The organism is Youxingia wuxianensis, from assembly GCF_014385085.1.
GTDB classification, from domain to species: Bacteria; Bacillota; Clostridia; order Oscillospirales; family Ruminococcaceae; genus Youxingia; species Youxingia wuxianensis.
Map to the genome: position 1 here is coordinate 120,244 of NZ_JACRTD010000002.1, position 20,220 is coordinate 140,463.

The 20,220-nt window shown below is 46.5% G+C and carries 19 protein-coding genes; 15 read left to right on the forward strand and 4 right to left on the reverse strand.

What is annotated here, in order from left to right; translation table 11 throughout:
• Window positions 1–9: 9 nt before the first annotated feature.
• From H8705_RS02870 to H8705_RS02900, 7 genes are all read left to right on the forward strand, one after another.
• Window positions 10–894 (forward strand): ABC transporter permease, encoded by an 885-nt coding sequence (locus tag H8705_RS02870; protein ID WP_262394354.1) that lies wholly within the window; start codon window positions 10–12, stop codon window positions 892–894.
• Window positions 895–897: 3 nt separating this feature from the next.
• Window positions 898–1,878 (forward strand): ABC transporter ATP-binding protein, encoded by a 981-nt coding sequence (locus tag H8705_RS02875; RefSeq protein ID WP_262394355.1) that lies wholly within the window; start codon window positions 898–900, stop codon window positions 1,876–1,878.
• Window positions 1,875–2,864: an ABC transporter ATP-binding protein gene (locus H8705_RS02880; protein WP_262394356.1), complete on the forward strand. Its 990-nt coding sequence runs from the start codon at window positions 1,875–1,877 to the stop codon at window positions 2,862–2,864. The genes H8705_RS02875 and H8705_RS02880 overlap by 4 nt, the downstream gene beginning before the upstream one ends.
• A complete protein-coding gene (locus H8705_RS02885) occupies window positions 2,851–3,801 on the forward strand; it encodes a carbohydrate kinase family protein (protein ID WP_262394357.1) in 951 nt (316 codons plus the stop codon). The genes H8705_RS02880 and H8705_RS02885 overlap by 14 nt, the downstream gene beginning before the upstream one ends.
• A gap of 295 nt (window positions 3,802–4,096) precedes the next feature.
• Window positions 4,097–4,324, forward strand: coding sequence for a hypothetical protein (locus H8705_RS02890; protein ID WP_262394358.1), 228 nt, complete (start codon window positions 4,097–4,099; stop codon window positions 4,322–4,324).
• 464 nt (window positions 4,325–4,788) lie between these two features.
• Window positions 4,789–5,139, forward strand: a complete 351-nt coding sequence (locus H8705_RS02895; RefSeq protein ID WP_262394359.1) for a helix-turn-helix domain-containing protein — start codon at window positions 4,789–4,791, stop codon at window positions 5,137–5,139.
• Between the two features lie 116 nt (window positions 5,140–5,255).
• Entirely contained in the window at window positions 5,256–5,396 is a 141-nt protein-coding gene (locus H8705_RS02900) for a hypothetical protein (protein ID WP_262394360.1), read from the forward strand.
• 75 nt (window positions 5,397–5,471) lie between these two features.
• Here H8705_RS02900 and H8705_RS02905 read toward each other — a convergent pair whose 3' ends face one another.
• Complete coding sequence (locus tag H8705_RS02905; protein WP_262394361.1) at window positions 5,472–6,212, reverse strand: N-acetylmuramoyl-L-alanine amidase; 741 nt, start codon at window positions 6,210–6,212, stop codon at window positions 5,472–5,474.
• 134 nt (window positions 6,213–6,346) lie between these two features.
• Window positions 6,347–7,360 (reverse strand): hypothetical protein, encoded by a 1,014-nt coding sequence (locus H8705_RS02910; RefSeq protein ID WP_262394362.1) that lies wholly within the window; start codon window positions 7,358–7,360, stop codon window positions 6,347–6,349.
• 136 nt (window positions 7,361–7,496) lie between these two features.
• Here H8705_RS02910 and H8705_RS02915 point away from each other — a divergent pair, with 136 nt between their 5' ends.
• The 8 genes from H8705_RS02915 to H8705_RS02950 all read left to right on the forward strand — a co-directional run bounded on the left by H8705_RS02915 (window position 7,497) and on the right by H8705_RS02950 (window position 15,642).
• Entirely contained in the window at window positions 7,497–8,129 is a 633-nt protein-coding gene (locus H8705_RS02915) for a corrinoid protein (RefSeq protein WP_392392061.1), read from the forward strand.
• A gap of 160 nt (window positions 8,130–8,289) precedes the next feature.
• A complete protein-coding gene (locus tag H8705_RS02920; protein ID WP_262394364.1) occupies window positions 8,290–9,711 on the forward strand; it encodes a peptidoglycan DD-metalloendopeptidase family protein in 1,422 nt (473 codons plus the stop codon).
• 107 nt (window positions 9,712–9,818) lie between these two features.
• Window positions 9,819–10,037 (forward strand): helix-turn-helix domain-containing protein, encoded by a 219-nt coding sequence (locus H8705_RS02925; RefSeq protein WP_262394365.1) that lies wholly within the window; start codon window positions 9,819–9,821, stop codon window positions 10,035–10,037.
• Between the two features lie 98 nt (window positions 10,038–10,135).
• The gene (locus tag H8705_RS02930) at window positions 10,136–12,757 is read left to right on the forward strand and encodes a valine--tRNA ligase (protein ID WP_262394366.1); all 2,622 of its coding nucleotides are present in this window, start codon (window positions 10,136–10,138) and stop codon (window positions 12,755–12,757) included.
• A 62-nt stretch (window positions 12,758–12,819) separates the two neighbouring features.
• A complete protein-coding gene (locus tag H8705_RS02935) occupies window positions 12,820–14,100 on the forward strand; it encodes a bifunctional folylpolyglutamate synthase/dihydrofolate synthase (RefSeq protein WP_262394367.1) in 1,281 nt (426 codons plus the stop codon).
• 86 nt (window positions 14,101–14,186) lie between these two features.
• Entirely contained in the window at window positions 14,187–14,528 is a 342-nt protein-coding gene (locus tag H8705_RS02940) for an STAS domain-containing protein (protein ID WP_262394368.1), read from the forward strand.
• Complete coding sequence (gene spoIIAB / locus H8705_RS02945) at window positions 14,525–14,962, forward strand: anti-sigma F factor (protein WP_262394369.1); 438 nt, start codon at window positions 14,525–14,527, stop codon at window positions 14,960–14,962. Before H8705_RS02940 ends, spoIIAB begins: the two co-directional genes overlap by 4 nt.
• A 41-nt stretch (window positions 14,963–15,003) precedes the next feature.
• Window positions 15,004–15,642, forward strand: a complete 639-nt coding sequence (locus H8705_RS02950) for a sigma-70 family RNA polymerase sigma factor (RefSeq protein ID WP_262394595.1) — start codon at window positions 15,004–15,006, stop codon at window positions 15,640–15,642.
• 384 nt (window positions 15,643–16,026) lie between these two features.
• On the opposite strand, the gene H8705_RS02955 is transcribed toward H8705_RS02950, so the two are convergent.
• Together H8705_RS02955 and H8705_RS02960 are read right to left on the reverse strand one after the other, a co-directional pair.
• Window positions 16,027–17,958: a hypothetical protein gene (locus H8705_RS02955; protein ID WP_262394370.1), complete on the reverse strand. Its 1,932-nt coding sequence runs from the start codon at window positions 17,956–17,958 to the stop codon at window positions 16,027–16,029.
• The gene (locus tag H8705_RS02960; protein WP_262394371.1) at window positions 17,942–20,191 is read right to left on the reverse strand and encodes an efflux RND transporter permease subunit; all 2,250 of its coding nucleotides are present in this window, start codon (window positions 20,189–20,191) and stop codon (window positions 17,942–17,944) included. Before H8705_RS02960 ends, H8705_RS02955 begins: the two co-directional genes overlap by 17 nt.
• Between the last annotated feature and the right edge of the window lie 29 nt (window positions 20,192–20,220).

Genomic DNA, 20,220 nt, shown 5'->3' on the forward strand with positions numbered 1-20,220 from the left:
ATTATGGATATGAAAAAAATGCAAACCGGTGTCCCGGGGGATGGAGCACCCATCTCCGAATGGAAAAGATTCCTGATTTTTATGCGTACACATCTCGGCTTTACCATTGGACTGCTTATCGTTCTGGTAAGTGTGTTTTTGATGATATTTGGGCCGATCCTTGCACCTTACGACCCATTTGAAGCAAATCCTGCCGCGGTGCGGCAAGCGCCAAGCGCTGAGTATATTTTCGGGACAGATCCCAATGGTATGGACATCTTCTCCCGTGTGATCTATGCGCCTCGAATCGATTTGACCATCGCATTGGTTGGTACAGCGAGCTCTTTGTTGATAGGAATTATACTCGGAGGGTATACCGGCTTTTGGGATAACTGGCTGTCTACTTTGATTGAGCGCGTAGCAGACCTTTTGCAGGCATTTCCTCCCTTCGTACTCGCAATGGCGCTGGTGGCAGTAACCGGGCAGAAAATCCAGAATGTCATTTATGTCATCGCGTTTTTAAACATCCCGATTTACCTGCGGTTGGTACGCGGCAATGTTATTTCGGTGAAAAACCGCACTTACGTAGAAGCGGCCATTTGCGTAGGCGGCTCAAAAACCTGGGTCCTTTTCCGGCATGTGCTGCCAAATGTAATCAGTTCCGCATTAACGCAGGCTTCGGTCAACATCGGCTGGGCGATCCTGATGACTTCAGGACTAAGCTTTATTGGGGCTGGTGTGGCTGTGCCGACCCCTGAATGGGGTGCGATGATTGCGGTAGGAGCCTCCACGATCATTATGGGGGAATGGTGGAGCAGTGTATTCCCGGGACTGGCTATTGTAATTACTGCGCTGGGATTTGCTCTGGTAGGCGGCGGCCTCCAGATTTTCTTCGACCCAACCAAGAGGAGCTGACGTATGGACAAGTTGTTACAAGCCGAAGAGCTGTTTGTAAATTTCTATACCACTAAAGAAACTGTTCGGGTACTGACTGGTTTTTCCCTTGAGGTGGAGCATGGTGATATTGTCGGCATTGTCGGTGAGAGTGGTTCTGGAAAGTCGGTCGCAATTGCCGCAATGATTAACCTGCTGGAAAAAACCGGACGCATCGACCGTGGTGCAGTTTGGTTCGAGGGCGCAGATGTTCTTCAGATGGATGAAGAAACGCTCCGCAACCTGCGATGCAGTGAAGTTGGCGTGATTCCCAACAATCCCAAAGGGATGCTTCATCCGATTGTTCCTATTGGCACACAGCTTATGAATCGTTACTGTTCGGCGCATCCGGATGCAAAAAAGGAGGAGGCGCGCAGGCATGCGGTGGAAGCGCTGGAAATGGTACAGATTCCCGATCCGGAAAAGCGTTTGCATGTGCTGCCAAGCGAACTTAGCGGCGGTATGGCACAAAGGGTACTGATTGCGATGGCGCTGATCAACAATCCAAAACTGATCGTTGCAGATGATGCAACGACCGGTTTGGATGTGACGGTACAATCTCAGATACTGGATTTGATTGAAGCACAAGTGCACAAGACGCATAGCTCGGCAATCATGGTTACCCATGATTTGGGAATTGTTGCGCAGTACTGCAAAAAAGTGGGAATCTTGTGCATGGGACGAATTGTAGAATATAGTGATTCGGTGGAAGAACTGTTGCAAATGGCGGCGCATCCGTATACGCGCACGCTGCTTGCGGCAACGCCCGGTGTTCCTCGGGAATATTGTGATGAGGTCAATCCCGCAAAGTCAGCTCGTCACGAAATCTCGGCACAGGGTTGTTTGCTGCAAAACCGCTGTAAGCATTGCACGGAGATTTGCTGCCGTACAGCGCCGCCGAAAACAGAGATTGCGCCCGGGCATTGGGTCGAATGCCATCTGGCCGGAAAGGAGAGGGAATCGTGACAAACGAAACCTATCTGGAAATCAAAAATCTGTCCAAGCATTTCAATACCCGTTCGAAAAAACAGGTGCTAATTGCTGTCAATGATGTCTCTCTGCGCTTCCCCAGAGGAAAAACTTTGGGACTTATTGGGGAGAGCGGTTCTGGCAAATCGACCATTGGGCGGTGTATTCTGCGGTTGACTGAGCCGACAGGTGGAGAAATTCTCTGCGAAGGGCAAGATCTTGCGAAGCTTTCCGAAAAGGATTTTCGAAAAAAATGGCGGCCACGCATGCAGATGGTTTTTCAGGACCCTTTTGATTCGCTCAATCCCCGCATGAACATTCGCTCTTTACTGCTGGAGCCGATTCGCCTTGCAGGGACACTGGCAGGCAGGAACCCTGATGAGGTAGTCACAGAATTGCTGCGAAAGGTCAAGCTTGACCCGGAAATGGCCAAAGCCTACCGGCACCAACTTACCCCGGGGCAGCAGCAACGGGTCGGCATCGCCCGCGCAATTGCAACCTCGCCGGCTTTTCTGGTACTTGATGAACCGATTTCACTGCTGGATATCTCTGTTCGCGCGGAAATTCTGAAGATTTTGTATGAAATCCAGGAGAGCGAAGGCTTGACCTACCTGTTTATTTCGCACGATTTGAGTACTGTGCAAGATTTCTGTCATCATGTAGCCGTCATGTATTTGGGGAGAATCGTTGAGACAGGAACCGTTGATCAGGTCTTTAGCCATCCGATGCATCCATATAGCAAAGCATTGCTTCAATCGGTACTATATCCGGATCCCAGCAAACGGCATCAACCGTCGCAGTTGTCCGGAGAGATTCCAAGCCCTATCAACACACCGCCTGGATGTCCGCTACATACCCGTTGCCCAATTGCAACAGAAGCATGCGGAAAGATTACGCAGTCTTTCACAGACATGGGTGACGGACATCTGGTAGCATGTATGCGTGCAGCAAATGAAAAAGGGGGATTGGATGAAACGCTATGATATTGTCGGTTTGGGGAGTTGCCTAGTAGATTATATTGCAAAAGTTCCCAAAATCATCGGCCCAGAAGAAAAGGTAAACGTCCAGTCAGTCATTCCGGGATTTGGGGGGCCAACCACGAATAATTTGGTGCAGGCGGCTCGATTGGGTCTGCAAACTGTTTGGATTGGTCAAATCGGCGACGATAGTAATGGACAATACATTTTGGATGCGTTTGCGGCTGAAAAAATGGATACAGATTTTGTTACGATTATCCCCGGAGCGATGTCTTCTCTGACTTGGATCGCAGTGGATCAAAAAGGCGATCGTGCGATCTATATGTGTTCGAATATCACCAGTAAGCTCACGGCAAAAGCAGTCTGTGAGCAGTATACACAGGTAATTAGCAGCGCACGCCTGTTTCATTCAGAGCTTTGCCAGCTTCCGCTTGCGCCGGTGCTGGAGGGCGTGATGATTGCGAAGGAAAACGGCGTTCCGGTTGCAATAGATTACGATGTTGATGTTCAAATCTACATCGAAAAAAACGGTCTTGGAACCAAAGAACAACTCGAAACTCTCGTCGAAAATACCGACATTTTCAAATCTGGCTGGAGTATCACCAGCGGCATGACCGGCTCACAGAATCCAGAAGATGCAGCCAGACAGATTTTGCGCAAAGGTCCTAAATTGGTGGCGCTCACCTTGGGTGAACAGGGCAGCCTCCTGGCAACTGCAGACAAAATGGTTCGTGTCCCGGCGGTTCAGGTTAAAACCGAGGACAGCACGGGTGCGGGAGATGCTTTCATGGGCGGACTCGGGTATGGCATCCTGCAGGGTTGGCCACTTGAGCGGATCGGTAGATTTGCCAATGCCTGCGGAAGCTTTTGCTGCCGCAAGGTTGGAGCTCAACAGGTAGGGACGTTGGAGGAAATCGAACGTTTTTTGCGGGAAACTGCTTAATGGCCTCTCCTCTAAATTCCTTGAAAAAATAGGCATGTTGCAAAATAACGCAATCTAAAAAAGACGCGTAGACTTCTCCAGCGTTTCGTAGGGACAATTTGTGAGTCCACCCAAACAAGTTAATATTTGTTTCCTGTGGAGGGTGGCTGTGCCGCGGCACAGCCACCCTTTTCTTGTTCACGCAACTTCATCAGTCAATTCTTCTTTCACAGCTTCGGCCATGCTCTGAGGCAGTTTATCCACCAGACCGATGTCGCGGTAGTAGATTCGTGCTTGCTGCGGCGCTGCGCGAGAAATGGGTCATGCCCCGGATGATCATGAAAAAACCTTTAGTTTTGAGCAAAGCATTCGAATCGTCTATAGGGACATCGGCGCGGCGGACAGCATGGCGCTCTCCTGTGAGGAAACACCGCGCATCAAGCCTGCGCCGAACCTTCCCTACGATCCGGAAGAAAACAGGACGCTCTTCGAGGAGATACGGAAAAGACAGTCTGATGAGCAGCCTACAGAGATCCCCGCATAAAAAGCAAGGCGTCCAAGCGAAGCTGGACACCTCACTCGCCCCCTGTGATATCCATAGGTCAGAAAGTGTACCTATGGATATCACAGGGAGCCTTTTTTGTATAATCAGAGAAACACATATTGTTTGGATGATAAAATATTAAAATATCAAAGGGAAAAACTAGAAAAAATTTATAAAAATTGGGCATCAATAAATTTAATAAACTTTGTTATATCTAACGAAAAAATTCGACCTATTTCGACAAATATTGCACCTTTATAGTGGGTTTATTATATAAGTGGTATAGATATTATTCTGCCTTTACAGGATATAATCGAAGTTTTTATAGGAGTGGTATGCTGTTTTTAATTGATTTATATAAAACTAGTTTGTCATAAAAATTTAGTAATATATTTCTAGTATTATATGGAAATAATTTTAGTTAAAATTTTCTGGTATTATATATTTGAGAGGAGGCTGATAAAATGGACATATCTCAAGTGGGGCAAAAAATACGTGAATACAGATTGAAACATGGAATGACGCAGGAGAAATTTGCGGCACGTTCTTTTTTAAGCTCCTCCTATATTAGCAAATTAGAATTGGGCAAGGTGAAGAACCCTACCAAGGAAACTTTGGAATATATAGCGGATACGATTGGGATTACATTTAGTGAACTTGTTTCTATAATGCCATTGCATGATCAGCCGATCGTCAACGCGGACATTGTACAAACACCAAAGTACATAGAATATAAACAAGCATGGGACAAGCTTTCCGATGAGGAAAAAGCAACCGCGCTTAGGGTAATACGGATTTTGTTAAAAATGGAATAGCGAATGGGTTAACGCAGCTAAAAGTTGTTTTTGGGGGAGAAATTGGAAAAAGCCACATCCTTCTGGGTTAAAAATATAATGAAAGGAAGGGGCGAATACCAATGGAAAACCAAGAGATGACAAAAAGATTAGACAACGAAATCAGAGAGCTGGAACAGGCGGTATCCAGCTCAGAAATCAACACGCCTTATGTTAACTCACTGTTGCAGGAGATGAAAGAAGCTATGAAAAACTTAGAAGATTTGCTGGATAAGTAAGAAAGTCCCCCCGGACAGTTTTTATCCGGGGGGACTTTCTTTGTCAATATTAATGCCTACAAGAGCGCAGCAGGCTTACTGCAGGGCGATATACTGACCGGCGGCATATCCCACCAAATTTCCGCTTTGAACTACATACCATCCGTTCCAGGTGCCCCAGACAGTGACCTTTTCTCCTTTGTACAACCGGCCGATAATTTCTGATCCTATCCATGGTTTTTCCCGAACGTTTAACCCAGTATATTGGGTGTTTACAATTCCAATTCTAGGCTGCTGGGCAGGGATAAACGGAATATCGAAATATTCTGTCAGAGACTGGACCACATTCATGGCAATCTTTTGGATATTTTCTTTTATCCACCGTTCATCTTCCAGATTGTCGTGATAGGCAAACTCAATCAGTACTGCTGGCGCCCGGGTTTTCGTAACCTCCCCCAGACGGGTAGTAGGCAAGGCCCGCACCAGGTCGGGAAGGGGATAGATCCGGCGCAGGTTAGCGGCGATAATTTCCGCCGCCCGTTTTCCCCGCCAGGAACGGGGATCATAATATACTTCTGAACCGCGGCGGGTGCCAGCTTCATTTTCCGGGGCGGCGTTGGAATGAAGGGCTACATGCAGATCATAATTCCCGGCGTTAGACGCCTGAATAGAACTAGCTGCGGTCATATCTGGGGTATTGCGGACAAACTGAATTCCGCTGGAACGTAAGTAAGGTTCCATAGCGTCAGCGATCAGGTTCATATAATACTCTTCCGTACCGCCGCTGGCATAATGGTTCCAATCCTGTGTAGAAGGACTTAAGTAAATAATAGGCATGGTTTCTCTCCTTTTCCCGATGGCGTTGCTTGTTTTTATTCATTATATGCGGGAAAGGAAAAGATGGATAAAATCCAGCGGGCGTACCAAATAAAAAAACGTTTCAAAGCGCTTTGGCTTTGAAACGTTTTTTGTTATTGGAAAAATAGAATGGGTTCGTCCAAAATAGGATCCCCCTCGGTTAAATTCAGATTATAAGCCCCCTCCCAGGTGACGCAGCCATTGCTATCCACTTCATTGCGGTAATCATAACAAACCTCATATCCAATCTCCAGATAAAGAGGATAATAATAAGTTTCGGATACCACAAAGCCGGTTACGAAATAATCGTCATGGGAAACGCCGTCCTGTTCGTAAGCGATCCTTCCGCTATAATATACGTAAGCGCCTTCTGTATAAAGCTGACTTTCTGTATCAAAATCATACTCCACCATATCCACTGCGTCGGTAAAATAATCACCGATCATGATTTGGCTGATTTCTTGGGCATCCGGTTCAAATTCGGACAGATCATAAATGTCCTGGATGTTCTCCTCATAACTTGCTTCTGCTTCGGCCGGCACGCTGGCAATCGCCTCTTCTTGCGCCGGTATTTCTGGTATACGATCGAAAAAGGCGCCCAAAATACCGCCTGCCACATCAAGGACCAAGTTTAATCCAACAATGACAATGATAATAATTACAACCGCGGGAGCGGCGCAGCCTTTTTTCGATTTTTTAGCAGGGTCATGGGGAAAAGACTGCTTAAAGGAACGTTTCTTTGGCCGGGAATACTCCTCCTCCAGGGAAAACTCTTCTTCTCCGCGGTAATAGGAGTTCTTATTTTGCTCAAACACACTGTTATCAAATTCATCCGAGATATCGTATCGATCTTTTGGCTGATAAGAGGTTTGTTTTGGGGGATCATTAAGATGCTCGGCGCGTTCTTGATTGCGCTGTTTGATCGTGCATAGGGCACACACGTCTGAAACCGTGCTGTTGGGCAAAGATTTGCCACAGACAGCGCAATGCTTTTTAGGCGCGCCGGGAATAATACAGTCCGCTTGTTTATGTAAGTCCTCCTCCCGCTCCAGTTCAACTTCTCTGCCGCAGTAGGAACAATAGATACTGTCATCAACAATTTGTTTGGAACAATACTTGCACTGCATAAGCCCACCTCGCTTTGTTTTTATTATACTATATCATCAAAAAAATAACAATGTGGAGATTACAGGATTTCTCTTGATCTTATGTAAAATTTAGGATATCATAATAAAGCAGTAAAGACAGGAAAGGATGGGGATTGTGGCTGTTTTAGAAGAATTGAGCCTGCTAGTACAGCGAGGAAGAGCCCCTGCCGTAAAAGACAAGGTTGCTTTGGCGATAGAAGAAGGGATTAGCCCTAAACAGATTTTGGAAGAGGGCCTTCTTGAGGGGATGAATGTAATTGGGGAGAAATTTAAAATTAATAAGGTGTTTGTGCCGGAAGTACTTCTTGCCGCCCGCGCGCTGGACGCCGGGATCGCGGCTTTAAAACCGCTGCTGGTAGACGCTGGCGTGGAAGAAAAAGGAACGGTAGTTATCGGTACGGTAAAAGGGGATCTTCATGATATTGGAAAAAATTTGGTTAAACTGATGCTGGAAGGCAAGGGGCTGAAAGTTATTGATTTAGGGGTGGATGTTCCGGCGGAAAAATATGTTGCCGCCGCTCAAGAAAACGAAGCCTCGATTATCTGTTGTTCCGCTTTGCTGACCACTACTATGAATGAAATGAAGCGGGTGGTGGAATTGGTAAAGACATCATCTTTAAATGGAAAGGTAAAAGTGATGATTGGCGGCGCTCCGGTAACACAGAATTTCTGTGAGACCATCGGCGCGGATCGGTATACGCCCGACGCGGCGACTGCCGCTCAGGTAGCGTTGGAATATTGTTCATAAATCTATAAATAAACCCTGTATTTCCAAGCCTTGGGATACAGGGCTTTTTATATATTTCCAATAATGTAAACCCCTCGTAAATAAATTGAGGATTTCATAATTTGTTCATAATTGGACGATATCATCTTACCTGTACGATAATGTAAAGGGAGGTTGATGTATGTTCATTCCTGCCGTCAAAAAGGAAAAGCGGACAGCAGGGGCAATGACAAAATTAGGTGCTTTGTGTTATCTGACAGGGGCACAGATTATACGAAAAAATCGGAAAATAATAAAGCGAATAAAGAGGTGGATCCATACAACTTCTTTTCCGAAGAAAAGAAATTCTCTTCGACCAAAACCTCATCGCAAGATAGAAAATTATCTTTTTCCCGCCATGGGAACGGTAGTACTGTTTTTTAGCTTTAGTCTATTTTCTCCCCAGAATATTGTAGTAGCGGTAGAATATTCCGGGACGAAAGTTGGCTACGTAAAAGATGAAACAGAATTTACAAAAGTACAGCAGCAAGTGCAGCAGCGGGTGGCGGCGCCAGCGCTCGCGGCGCAAGCCGCGGGGACTGCGTCCGATGCGCCATCTTTGGATTTGGAGCCAAAGATGGCGGTAGCGCTGGCGCCTGAGGCAGAAACTGCCGATCCTCAGGAGATTTCCGATGAGCTGGTAAAAGCCGGCGCAAAGGAAAGCGTAGAGGCCAGCGGGCTGTATGTTGACGGAATACTGGTAGGGGCTACTACCGAGCCGCAGGATTTGTTAAGCGAACTGGACACGATGCTGGAAACTTATACAGATGAAGAAACCCAGGGGGTAGAGTTTACCAATCATATTCAGCTCAAGTCTGGGGTTTATCCTGCGCAGCAGGTTTCGGACGTGGAAGAAATCGCTTCTGTACTGAGCAGTAGTCCGCGCGGCCGGACTGCTGTGGCAGCAGCAAATCCGTCGCTGGAAGTAAAGGTGACTAAAACAGAGGTAACAGAACAGGAAATTCCTTATGGAACTACTTATGTGGACGACCCCAATTATTTTAAAGGGTATACGGAACTGGTGAGTGAAGGGAGAAATGGGGTTCGGGAGATTACCGCGCAAGTGGTGTATATAAATGATCAGCCAATAAAAACGGTGATGGTACAGACCAAGGATATTTCCCAGCCGGTGAACCGAGTCGTTAAACGGGGAAGTCGGGTGATTCGTACAAAAACCTTGGAGGGAAAATCTTGGAATGTGACATTTGAAAATCCGCTTCCTTCCGGTTGGCTCAGTGCAGATATGGAAGATTACACGGGACATACGGGAATTGATCTGGCGGCGCCCAGAGGTACGCCGGTATATGCTTCCGCCGGCGGGACAGTGGTCATGGCCGGCTGGTATGGGGAGTATGGCTATTGTGTAATAATCGATCATGGGGAAGGGGTAAAAACCCTGTATGGACATAATTCTTTCCTCACCGTCCAGGTAGGACAGACAGTAAAACAGGGGGAACAGATTGCAAAGGTAGGCTCCACCGGCAACTCCACCGGCAACCATGTACATTTTGAGATACGAGTGGGCTCCAAGTTTTTGGATCCGCTGATTTATATAGGGAAATAAAACAAACGTCAGGACAAGCAATTGTCCTGACGTTTGTTTTATACACAGTTTCTGCGTATAAAACCATACACAAAAAATGAGTATTATAATAGAAAAGAGGTGATTTGATGCAACTAAGAATTCGAGATTTACGTGATGACAATGATCTGCTGCAAAAACATCTTGCCGAGTACCTCCACTGTAAACAACAGACCTATTCCCGGTATGAAACCGGGGAAGTAGAGCCGCCTTTGGAGGTCATGGAAAAACTGGCGCTTTATTATGGTACCAGCGTCGATTACTTAATGGGGCTGACCAATGAGAAAAAACCCTATCCTAGAAGGTAAAAATCAAGGGCCGCGGCCCTTGATTTTTCTTGCTATTTGAGGGCAAATTAGCTATAATAGTACACATTGAAAGTTTGTAAACTACTGGAGGAAACAACATGCGTAAGGAATTGGACAAGGTATATGATCCCAAACAGGTGGAGGATAGGACCTATCAGTTTTGGTTGGATGGAAATTATTTTCACGCCAAGGTCGATCCCAAAAAAGAACCGTATACAATCGTTATTCCGCCGCCGAACATTACCGGACAGCTTCATATGGGACATGCTTTGGACGAAACCTTGCAGGACATCCTGATCCGTTGGCGCCGTATGCAGGGCAGAAGCGCTTTATGGCTGCCCGGCACCGACCACGCCTCCATCGCTACGGAAGCGAAGATTGTGGAGGCGATGAAAAAAGAAGGGCTCACCAAAGAGGGAATAGGCCGAGAAGAGTTTATGAAGAGGGCATGGGCCTGGAAAGAAAAATACGGCGGACGGATTGTGGAGCAGCTTAAAAAGCTGGGCTCCTCCTGCGACTGGGAGAGGGAACGCTTCACCTTGGACGAGGGCTGTTCTGAAGCGGTAAAGGAAGTGTTTGTCCGACTGTATGAAAAAGGCCTTATTTACCGGGGCGAGCGCATTATCAACTGGTGTCCTCATTGTAAAACCTCCATCTCTGACGCGGAAGTGGAATATGAAGAACAGGCAGGACATTTTTGGCACATCAATTATCCTATTGTGGGCACCGACCAATACCTGCAGATCGCTACAACCCGTCCGGAGACCATGTTGGGGGATACTGCGGTTGCTGTCCATCCAGAGGACGAAAGATATCAGCATTTGATCGGCAAAAAGGTTCTTCTGCCGATTGTGAATAAAGAAATTCCGATTATTGCCGATAGTTATGTGGAGATGGAGTTTGGAACCGGCGTGGTAAAAATCACTCCGGCTCACGATCCTAACGATTTTGAAGTGGGGCTGCGCCATAATCTTCCTGTGATCAATGTGATGAACGACGACGCTACCATTAACCAAAACGGCGGAAAATTCCAGGGGATGGACCGCTATGAATGCCGCAAGGCTATTGTAAAAGAGCTGGAGGAACTGGGCCTTTTGGTAAAGGTACAGGAACACAACCATAACGTAGGGGAATGTTACCGTTGTTCTACCACGGTAGAGCCGACAATTTCCAAACAGTGGTTTGTTAAAATGGAACCTCTGGCCAAGCCTGCCATCCAAGCGGTACAAAAGGGCGAAACAAAATTTGTCCCAGAGCGCTTTGACAAGATTTACTATCATTGGATGGAAAATATCAAAGATTGGTGTATTTCCCGTCAGCTTTGGTGGGGGCATCGCATCCCCGCCTGGTACTGCGATGAATGTGGTGAGGTGATTGTTTCTAAACATACGCCTGGGGAATGTCCCAAATGCCACAGCAAAAAATTGACGCAGGATCCGGATACGCTGGACACCTGGTTTAGTTCTGCTCTTTGGCCTTTCAGTACCCTGGGCTGGCCGCAGCAAACCCCGGAACTAAAATATTTCTACCCGACAAACACTTTGGTTACCGGTTACGATATTATTTTCTTCTGGGTTGCCAGAATGATTTTTTCCGGTATTGAGCATATGGGGAAATCCCCGTTTGATACCGTGCTTATTCACGGTTTGGTTCGGGATGCGCAGGGGCGCAAGATGAGCAAATCTTTGGGAAATGGCATAGATCCTTTGGAAATCTGTGACCAGTATGGAGCGGATGCGCTGCGCTTTACGCTGGCTACTGGAAATGCGCCGGGACATGATATGCGTTTCTCAGACGACAAGGTAAAAGCGTCCCGTAATTTTGCTAATAAGTTGTGGAATGCCGCCCGGTTTATTATGATGAACCTGTCGGATGACGTAAAAGAGGGAGAGCTTCCGCAGAACCTTAATATTGAAGACCGCTGGGTATTGAGTAAGTTTAACTCCCTGGTGAAAGAGGTTACGGATAACCTGGAGAAATTTGAGCTTGGAATCGCGGTGCAGAAGCTGTACGATTTTATCTGGGATATCTTGTGTGACTGGTATATTGAACTGACCAAGTCCCGTTTGTCTCAGGGCGGGGAAACCGGCCTTGCAGCACAGAAAATCCTGGTGTATGTGATGAGCAATACTTTAAAGCTGCTTCATCCATTTATGCCGTTTATCACCGAGGAGATTTGGCAGGCGCTGCCCCATGAAGGAGAGAGTATTATGATCTCCCAGTGGCCGGTATATGATGAAAATCTCTGTTTTGAAGAGGAAGAAGAGGATTTTGAAAAGGTGATGGATGCTATCCGCGCTGTAAGAAACCGCCGCGCGGAGATGAACGTTCCGCCTTCTAAAAAGGCTCATGTATATATTGTTACTCAGGACAAGGAAGTATTTCAACAGGGAGAACCTTTCTTTGTGCGCTTGGCCAGCGCGGCCAGCGTAGAGGTTGGAGACAGCTTCCAAATGGATACCGCGGTTCAGGTGGTGACCGACGCGGCCCGTATCTTTATCCCAATGGACGAGTTAATCGATAAGGAAAAGGAACTGGCCCGGTTGGCCAAAGAAAAGGAAAGCGCTCTGAAGGATATTGATATGATCAGCCGCAAGCTGGCAAACGAAGGCTTTGTGGCGAAAGCACCGGCTGCAGTTGTTCAAGGGGAAAAAGCAAAATTGCAGCGCCATAAAGAAAGGCTTGCGAAGATTGAAGAAAGTATAGCCGCATTTAAATAAGTTTATAATCCCAAAAGCGGGCGGGTGATTCCCGCCCGCTTTTTTTGCAGGAGGAAAGTCCTATGACATTTGAGCAGACCATGCAGTATATTCATTCTTTTGAACGGTTTGGAAGCCGTCCGGGATTGGAGCGAATTGAGCGTTTATTAGAACTTCTGGGGCGCCCACAGGATAAGCTTAAAATTATTCATGTGGCAGGCACCAATGGAAAGGGTTCGATTACCGCCATGACCGCCAGTATTCTAAAAACCGCCGGATATAAGACAGGAATGTATATTTCCCCTTTTGTATTGGATTTTCGGGAGAGAATTCAGCTGAATGGGGAAATGATTACAAAACAGCAGCTGGCGGACACGATGACCCGCCTGCGGCCGATGATTGAACAGGTAGCAGGCATTACAGAGTTTGAAGTAATCACTGCCGCCGCCCTGGACTTTTTTGTCCAGGAGAGCTGCGATGTGGTTGTACTGGAAGTGGGATTGGGCGGCCGTTTTGACGCCACTAATGTGGTAAACAATCCGTTGGTTTCGGTAATTGCCTCGATTGGATTGGATCATATGGATATTTTAGGGGATACGCTGGAAAAGATCGCTTTTGAAAAGTGCGGAATTATCAAACCCGGCGGAGTGACTGTCTGCTATCCAAAGCAGTCGGTTGAAGCTTTGACGGTGATTATGGAACAGTGTGCCATTAAAGGAAACCGGCTGGTTTTACCTAATGAAAACAGTGTGGAAAAAATAACCTGTGGGGAAGACGGCAGCGAGATTGTTTATGAAGGAATGTGCCTCACTATCCCGCTGTTGGGCCAGCATCAAATATCCAACGCGATTACCGCCGCGCAAACCGCCAAGGAAGCGGCAAAACAGGGTCTTTCGATCACGGATGAAGAGATATTCAAAGGGATCGCCGACGTGCGTTTTCCCGCCCGGTTGGAGGTGCTCTGCCGAGAGCCGCTGGTGGTGCTGGACGGCGCTCATAATCCCGACGGCGCTCAGGCGTTGGAGCGCTGCCTATCCATATTTGGAGACCGGCCGATCACTGCCGTAATGGGAGTGCTCAAGGACAAGGACAGCGAGGCGGAGTTAGCCCTGCTGGCCCCCCATTTCCAGCGCATTATTGCTGTAACCCCTCAAAACCCCAGGGCATTAAGCGGGGAAGAGCTGGCTTTGCGGGCGTCCAAGTATTGTAAGGAAGTAGTCTCTTATGGAGAGAATTTCCCTTTTGCATTTCAAAGGGCGTATGAGGCGGCCAGCGCTGAGAAAAGAGGAATGGTATTAATTTTTGGCTCCCTTTATATGGCCGGCGAAATGCGGCGGGTAGTTTTGGAGTTTTGTGGGAAGTAACATTATTTCGACAGTTTTTTTAATAGAAAAGCTCTATCCTATGGATAGGGCTTTTTTGTATCTAAAAAAAGAAAGGGACGTTTTTAATGGCAGTAACTATTGATATTGCACAAGAAATTATGACAGCCCACATTATTGGCGATATTGATCATCATAACGCCAAAGAAATGCGGGAGACTATCGACGATAACGTGATAAAAAGCCAAGTAAAAGAACTGGAATTGGATTTTCGGGATGTAAGCTTTATGGACAGTTCAGGGATTGGTTTGGTGATGGGAAGATATAAACTGATGCAGGAAACCGGAGGAACCTTAAAGCTGATCAATGTATCAGGGCATATTAAAAAAGTAATGCGTCTTGCGGGATTGGACAGGCTTGCAATTATGGACAAGCCTTCTCACGGGGAAAAAGGAGGGAAAGAAGCATGAAACCGATAAATTCTATGAGACTTTCGTTTGAAGGGAAAAGCGTTAATGAAGCGTTTGCCCGTACAGCAGTAGCGGCATTTGTAACACAGCTGGATCCCACAATAGAAGAGCTTTCGGATATTCGCACCGCAGTCAGTGAAGCGGTAACCAACTGTATTGTCCACGGGTACCGGGACCGGATAGGAACAGTGTACATAACGGCCAATATCCTTACAGATAACCGTATTACTATCCGTATCCGTGACAAAGGCTGTGGTATCGCTGATATTGAAAAAGCAATGGAACCTATGTTTACGACCGCTCCAAATGAGGAGAGAGCAGGACTGGGATTTGCTGTAATGCAAAGTCTAATGGATAAAGTGAGAGTAACTTCCAAAGAAGGAAGGGGAACGACGGTTGTTCTTACAAGGAGAATTAGCTGCAAGGAGGCTTGAGAGGCTTGATAGAATATGCAGCAAAATCCAAACGAGAGCAAATGATCGAAAATAATATAGGACTTGTCCATTCTTGCGCCCACAAATTTAAAGGGCGGGGAATTGAGTATGACGACTTGTTTCAAGCAGGCTGCGTGGGGCTGATTAAAGCGGCGGATGCTTTTGACGAAGATCGGGGAGTACGATTTTCTACTTATGCCGTACCGGTGATTTTGGGAGAAATGCGCCGGCTGTTTCGAGATGGAGGTTCAGTAAAGGTTTCCCGTACGTTAAAAGAACTGTCGATGAAACTTAATCGGGAAAAAGAACGGATGAGCAACAAGATGGGGCGGGAGCCGACCATTAGTGAATTGGCCGCTTCCCTTGGAATAGACGAGGGACAGGTAGTGGAAGCGCTGTGCGCTGCGACGCCACCCCTGTCCCTGACAGAAAATGAGGAGGATGGAGGCGGACAGATTGATTTACCTGTCCAGTCTCCAGAGGACCTGCTTTCGGATATTATTTCCCTCAAGCAGGTCGTAGGTAATTTAGAGCCTTCCGACCGGGCACTCATTGTATTGCGCTACTTTTCTGGAAAAACCCAGACACAGACCGCGCAGACACTTGGGATGACACAGGTACAGGTTTCCCGCAGAGAAAAGAAGATACTTACTGCCCTGCGCCGTGAACTATCGGAATAATCGGGCCGGCGCCCGGCAACCAGGATACCCGTCCGGGGAAATTTATTTTCCCGGACGGGTATCCTGGTTTCTCCGGCAGCTTAAGGCTGCCGGAGAGTGCGAACCTTTGGGACGCACGCCGGGCGCCCGCGTATTAGAAGCGGCAGGTCAACATATGCGGGCTACTCTAAGGGCTGTCGCGCCACCCTTATACTACCGCCGCTTGTCGTATCGCTTCATCTGCTGTATGCTCACATAGATATCATATGCATTCTTTCTTCTGAAAGCGACATAACAAAAGTTTTCTCAAAGGGCGTTTTAATAAAGTTTTTGCAGATATATAAAAAAGAGCCCCTGCCCAAAGGCAGGACGCTCTTTTTTTATGGAGAAAAATATTTTGGAGGACTAAGAAAAGATAGAGCAAATGGCGTTCCAAATTTTTACAAAAATCATTCCTAACCGATGCCAAAAGCCATCGTTTTCCGCATCTGCCGGGGCATTTGCCTGGGTAGTTTCATCTTGATCGTCCAGCTCAATTTCTTGTGTACGTAGAATAATTTGCAAACTTTCAGGGGCAGGATTTTTTTCAGAAGTAAAAGAAATCTTTTGCGCGCTGGTATCAATATCAAAGAAACCGTATTCGTCGTCCAACTTGTTCCATTGGTCTTTTACAATGTCAGTAATGACCTGTTTGTTTTTAATCAGATCATCTGTCTTTTCCAAACCGTTGGCTGTTTGCCCCAATACATCCATAAGTCCTTCTAAGGTCTGCTGCGTACCCAAATTTAAAGCTTCATCACACTCTTTAAAGGTTTTTTGGATGGAGCTGAGGAAATTTTTTGTGTTTCCTATTACAGCGGAAGTTCTGCGAAGGGCGCTGGAAGTGCTGTCCATAATAGCTTCCGCGTCATCGCCCAGCCCACTTAGAGATCCAGTAGCCCCTTCAAGCTGTCCAAGAATAGCGTCGCCGGCGGTAACCGACTGCGACATAGAATCGGTGATACCACCCAGCTGGGTCATCATTTCAGCCATCAATTGCTGGAATTGCGCCTGTTGTTCAGGTGTCATTTCTGAGGGAGTGGCCCCGCCAAAATTTTGCATGGCGGCAGAAAACTCATCAATTGCCTGTTTTAGATCATCCATGGAAATATACTCACTGACAGCATCCACCATGGCGTTGAGCCTTCCGGCCTCCGCATTAATACTGTTAAGGAGTTCTCTTTGCTCTTCCGGGGTGGAAGCCTGCTGTAAAGCCTCTATATCCTTTTGTAAACGTGTAAGCGTCTTATAGATATTGGATATTGTTTTCTGAAGTTCAGCAAGATCAGTGGCGGAACTGACAAAATCGTCCCCCAGATCGGAAATAGTTCCGCTGGAATCCTCCAGGTCATCTCCCGCTTTAATCAGCTTGCTTCTTAGGCGGTTCAAAGAAGCCTGGAGCAGATCACCGCTGGCGTATATTTGGTCTTTGTTGTTATAGATACTCTCCCGGGCGCTATTTAAATTATCCAGCCCGCTTTGAGTAGTGCGCAGCCCGGAGGGGAGCGCGTTAAGACTATCGAGAATATCATCTAAACTATCGCTGAGTGCCTGGGCCGCATCCTCGATATCCTGTTTATCCTCCTTCAGATCCTTGATCTCATCCAACTGAGATAAAGTGGCAGGAACCATTACCATAATTGTACCGATTGTTTCAAAGCTGTCGGTACCAATACTATAGGTAAAGGTGGTGTCCTCTCCCGGCATCGCCAGAAAAAGAGCGGCTTTATTGGAACCTAAGGCCTGCATCTGTGCACCGGGAGCGCTAAAGCTGATTACATCTTTGGTATCCACCAAGGTTGCCGCGATTAAAATCATATTGTTGCGATAATATTCCTTGGCGTTTTCATTGGGAATTGCGTGGATCTCTACCTCCACCAGCCCGGAAGCGCCAGCCAGACTTTCAGCCTTTATGGGAGCGCCGTTGAGCCGGTAACTGATATCAAAATCCCAAGGAAGAATATTGGAATTGTCTTTTGGCTTACACTCAAAATAAAACTGTTCGTCGGCGTTGGGAAGTTCCCAGGTGATGCTGTCCTCCTTTACCAAGGGCTGGGTAAAATCGGTCATGTTGCTGATCTTTTGATATTTTCCGTAATCTGTATAACTTGTATTTCCATTTAAGTTAGCACTTTTTACTATACTTACATCAGAAACCGCGCCGTAATAATCCAAATTTACATACATTGCTTCGTCCACCGTAACGCCAGGCGTCGCCGCTATGACTGCGGGGGAGAGAATAGTGATCACTATCATACAGCACATTACTGCCGCAATAATTCTACTTTTCCGTCTCATGATTATTTTCCTCCTTGGTATACTCTTCCGTGATGCTGTCTGTAACAGGGGATGGAGAATTTTCTGTCCAGGTAAGGGAGTCGATATCGGAACAGGTCTCTTTTTTGGCGAGGGATAATTTTGACAGGGCTCTACTCTTTTTAGGCCGCAGCTTTTCCCTGAGCGCTTCAAACTTGCTTTGCTCTTTCATAATCACCTTATCCAAGGCAGACAGCAAGCCTGGCAGTACGGTAAGTACCAATAACATGCTTAATAGGGTTCCCCGTCCTACCAGCCGACCCACTTGGGAGATTGCTTGGATGGTAGAAGTAAAATAGAGCAGATAGCCCACTACTGTCAGGATAGAACCGGAAGTCAGAATAGATAGAAAACTCTTTGAAATGGCAGTAATTGCCGCGTCTTGTGGATTCATCTGCATACGGGCGTCCATATAATGGTTGGTCAGCAGAATAGAATAGTCGATGGTTGCTCCCAGTTGAAGGCAGCTTACGATAATATAGCCGATAAACAGCATATCGTCCCCCAACAGATAAGGAATCGTCATATTCAGATAGATTGCCACTTCAATAGGCAGGATAACAATCAGTGGAGTCAGCGCCGAATGGAACGTAAAGAGCACTACCAAGGCAACGCCTAACATGGAGATGATGCTTACCCGGGAATAGTCTTCCCGCAAAATATTTTTTATATCAATGGTGGTCGGCGTCATACCTACAGAATAAGAATTTTCCGGATAATATTTACTGATTGCCTGGTCCACCGCATTACTGCACTGGAAAGCATAGTCGCTTTCCTGATCCGTTTTCATGGAGATTAAAATACGCGCGTAATTTTTTGTCCGTAATTGTTTGGTGAGACTGTTGGGGAGAAAACTTTCTGGTACTCCCTGGGGAAGGGTGCCGGAAAGGGAAGTGGCGTAGTTGACAAAGCTCATTTCCTCCAGCTCCTCCGTCAGCAGTTTTTCTTTAATAGAAGAGGTGTTGGGAATAATAGCCAGCAGCAGATTGCTTTCTCCGAATTTTTCATTGATCAGCTGGGTATCTTCATAATATAGCGTACCTTCACTGGAACCGATAGCGTCGTCCCCATAAAGAAAATGGTTCATATCCTGCCCTACATAAGAAGGAACTGCCATTAACAGAGCAAAGATCAAAACGCCATACCGGATTTTATAAATTCCTTTGGCCACTTTGTTAAAAGGCGGAATAAACGCGCGGTGCCGATACTTTTCGATTTTATCGTAAAACCGTAAAATTAAAGCAGGCATGAGCACTAAAACACATAAAAGGCTGATGGCAATCCCTTTGGTCAAGACAAATCCGACGTCCCGGCCGATGGTAAACTCCATCAAAGCGATGGATAAGAATCCCACAATAGTAGTAGCGCCACTGGCTAAAATAGACTTAGAAGCATCCTTGACTGCCTGAGCAAGGGCCTGTTCAATCGGCATACCGGATTCTTTATAAGCGGTAAATGTATGTAATAAAAAGATGGAGTAGTCCATAGAAACTGCCAGCTGCAGAATAGCGGCGGTACTGAAAGTAAAAAAGGAGATAGTACCGAAGATTAGGTTGGAACCCATATTGAGTACAATTGCAATCAGCATAATCGAGATAAAAAGAACAGGTTCAAACCAGGAGGTGGTTGCCAAGGTAAGAATCAGAAAGATAATTACAATAGAAATGACCATCGCAATGGCAATTTCTTTTGTAATAGATTCCTGACGGAATTTATTACTTACCGCGCTCCCTGAATAATGCCCTTTGTCACCGATGATTTCGTAAATCTGATCCAGCGTATCCCGTGTCTCTGGATCGGAATCCCCACTGGTAAAAGTGACATCCATTACAGCGCAGCCGTCTTTGTAATAGTCTTCCAAATCGGAATTTTGCAGGTACGATTGGGCCTGGTAGATATCTGAAGTGGTATCCGCCCACATCACCATATCCACTCCGTCCAGCGCGTTGATACGGTCCTTCATGTGTTTGGCCTCATAGATGGACACATCTTTGATCATTATTCGGGCAGTACCCGGATACCCAAACTCCTGCTCCATCAAGTCTAACCCCTGTTTGGTTACAGCGTTTGAAGGAAGATAGCTGCTCAGGTCGTAGTTTACTCCTACAAAAGGCCAAAATATCAGGTTCAAAACGACAAAAATGAAGAAAAATTTTTCAATCGCTTTGTGTTTGTGAATGATAAAGTTTGCTACCTTATCCAACAAATTACTCATAAACATCTCTCCATCTAATTTTAGACAAA

What these genes read in the sequence shown, in the direction of transcription:
- H8705_RS02885 (WP_262394357.1), top strand. Translation starts at nt 2,851, where the DNA reads ATGAAACGCTATGATATTGTCGGTTTGGGGAGTTGCCTAGTAGATTAT.
- H8705_RS02870 (WP_262394354.1), top strand. Translation starts at nt 10, where the DNA reads ATGAAAAAAATGCAAACCGGTGTCCCGGGGGATGGAGCACCCATCTCC.
- H8705_RS02930 (WP_262394366.1), top strand. Translation starts at nt 10,136, where the DNA reads ATGCGTAAGGAATTGGACAAGGTATATGATCCCAAACAGGTGGAGGAT.
- H8705_RS02935 (WP_262394367.1), top strand. Translation starts at nt 12,820, where the DNA reads ATGACATTTGAGCAGACCATGCAGTATATTCATTCTTTTGAACGGTTT.
- H8705_RS02900 (WP_262394360.1), top strand. Translation starts at nt 5,256, where the DNA reads ATGACAAAAAGATTAGACAACGAAATCAGAGAGCTGGAACAGGCGGTA.
- H8705_RS02925 (WP_262394365.1), top strand. Translation starts at nt 9,819, where the DNA reads ATGCAACTAAGAATTCGAGATTTACGTGATGACAATGATCTGCTGCAA.
- H8705_RS02950 (WP_262394595.1), top strand. Translation starts at nt 15,004, where the DNA reads ATGATCGAAAATAATATAGGACTTGTCCATTCTTGCGCCCACAAATTT.
- H8705_RS02955 (WP_262394370.1), bottom strand. Translation starts at nt 17,958, where the DNA reads ATGAGACGGAAAAGTAGAATTATTGCGGCAGTAATGTGCTGTATGATA.
- H8705_RS02920 (WP_262394364.1), top strand. Translation starts at nt 8,290, where the DNA reads ATGTTCATTCCTGCCGTCAAAAAGGAAAAGCGGACAGCAGGGGCAATG.
- H8705_RS02960 (WP_262394371.1), bottom strand. Translation starts at nt 20,191, where the DNA reads ATGAGTAATTTGTTGGATAAGGTAGCAAACTTTATCATTCACAAACAC.
- spoIIAB (WP_262394369.1), top strand. Translation starts at nt 14,525, where the DNA reads ATGAAACCGATAAATTCTATGAGACTTTCGTTTGAAGGGAAAAGCGTT.
- H8705_RS02940 (WP_262394368.1), top strand. Translation starts at nt 14,187, where the DNA reads ATGGCAGTAACTATTGATATTGCACAAGAAATTATGACAGCCCACATT.
- H8705_RS02910 (WP_262394362.1), bottom strand. Translation starts at nt 7,360, where the DNA reads ATGCAGTGCAAGTATTGTTCCAAACAAATTGTTGATGACAGTATCTAT.
- H8705_RS02905 (WP_262394361.1), bottom strand. Translation starts at nt 6,212, where the DNA reads ATGCCTATTATTTACTTAAGTCCTTCTACACAGGATTGGAACCATTAT.
- H8705_RS02895 (WP_262394359.1), top strand. Translation starts at nt 4,789, where the DNA reads ATGGACATATCTCAAGTGGGGCAAAAAATACGTGAATACAGATTGAAA.
- H8705_RS02875 (WP_262394355.1), top strand. Translation starts at nt 898, where the DNA reads ATGGACAAGTTGTTACAAGCCGAAGAGCTGTTTGTAAATTTCTATACC.
- H8705_RS02890 (WP_262394358.1), top strand. Translation starts at nt 4,097, where the DNA reads ATGGGTCATGCCCCGGATGATCATGAAAAAACCTTTAGTTTTGAGCAA.